This window comes from Streptomyces phytophilus (assembly GCF_013870535.1).
Classification (GTDB): domain Bacteria; phylum Actinomycetota; class Actinomycetes; order Streptomycetales; family Streptomycetaceae; genus Streptomyces; species Streptomyces phytophilus.
Genome location: NZ_JACBXC010001543.1, coordinates 1 through 1,248 on the forward strand (window position 1 = coordinate 1; position 1,248 = coordinate 1,248).

Below are 1,248 nucleotides of genomic sequence, written 5' to 3' on the forward strand. Positions count from 1 at the left end.
CGTCCGGTAGTGCAGGCCGGACTCCGCCGGGCCCGCCGCGGCGGGCTCCTCCGGGTCGATCCAGTAGCGGCGGCGCTGGAAGGCGTACGTGGGCAGCTCGACCGAACGCCCGTGCGGCAGCACGTCCGTCCACCGCGGGCCCACGCCGTGCGCGTGCAGCTCGCCCATGGCGTGCAGGAGCGCGGTGGGCTCGTCGGCGGGGCCCGTCGGCGCGTCGGCGTCCGGGGACCTGCGGGCCGGGCGCAGTGCCGGGATCACCGCGGCGCCGTCGTCGGTCGGCAGGATCGCCCGGGTGAGGGTGGTCAGGGTGGCGCCGGGGCCGATCTCCAGGAACGCGGTGGCGCCCTCGCCGGCGAGGTGGGCGAGGCCCTGGTGGAAGCGGACCGGCCGGCGGATGTGCTCCGCCCAGTACGCGGCGTCCGTCAGCTCGCCGGCCGTGGCCGCCGTGCCGGTGAGGTTCGACACCACGGGGAGTTCGGGCGCACGGTACGTGAGCCCGGCCGCGGCGCTCGTGAACTCGGCCAGCACGGGGTCCATCTGCGCGGAGTGGAAGGCGTGGCTCACCTTCAGCCCGCGGGTGCGGATCCCGGCCGCGCCCAACTCCTCGGCGAGCGCGGCCAGCGCGTCGGCCGGCCCGGCGAGCACCGTCGCCACGGGGGAGTTGTACGCGGCGATCTCCGTCCGCCCGTGCCGCTCCAGGTACTCGGCCAGCGCCTCCGGCCCGGCCTGCGCGGCGAGCATGCCGCCGGTGCCGTGGGGGAGTTCGTTCATCAACCGCGCGCGGGCCGTGACGAGCCGGGCCGCGTCGGCGAGGGACAGCACGCCGGCGACGTGCGCGGCGGTCAGCTCGCCGATGGAGTGGCCGATCAGGTGATCGGGCCGCACGCCCCACGCCTGGAGCTGGCGGGTGAGCGCCGTGTGCAGGGCGAACAGGCCGGTCTGGGTGTAGAGGGTCTGGTCGAGCAGCGCCGCCCCGCTGTCGGCCGCGTCGGCGAACATCACCTCGCGCACCGGGATGTCGAGGTGCGCGTCGAGCGCGGCGCACGCCTCGTCCAGCGCCTCGGTGAACTCGGGCAGCACGCCGTACAGTTCGCGGCCCATGCCGGGACGCTGGCTGCCCTGGCCGGAGTACATGAACACCAGGCCGCCGGGCTTCTGCTCGCCTCCGGTACGGATCACGCCGGGCGCGCTCCGGTCCCGGGCCACCGCGCGCAGGCGGTCGAGGAGTTCCGTGCGGTCGCGGCCGAG

The 1,248-nt window shown here is 76.4% G+C and carries 1 protein-coding gene; it reads right to left on the bottom strand.

Annotated features, from left to right (window positions below):
* On the bottom strand, nucleotides 1-1,248 hold a 1,248-nt coding region (locus H5J30_RS34080; protein ID WP_181791687.1), incomplete at both ends, for an acyltransferase domain-containing protein.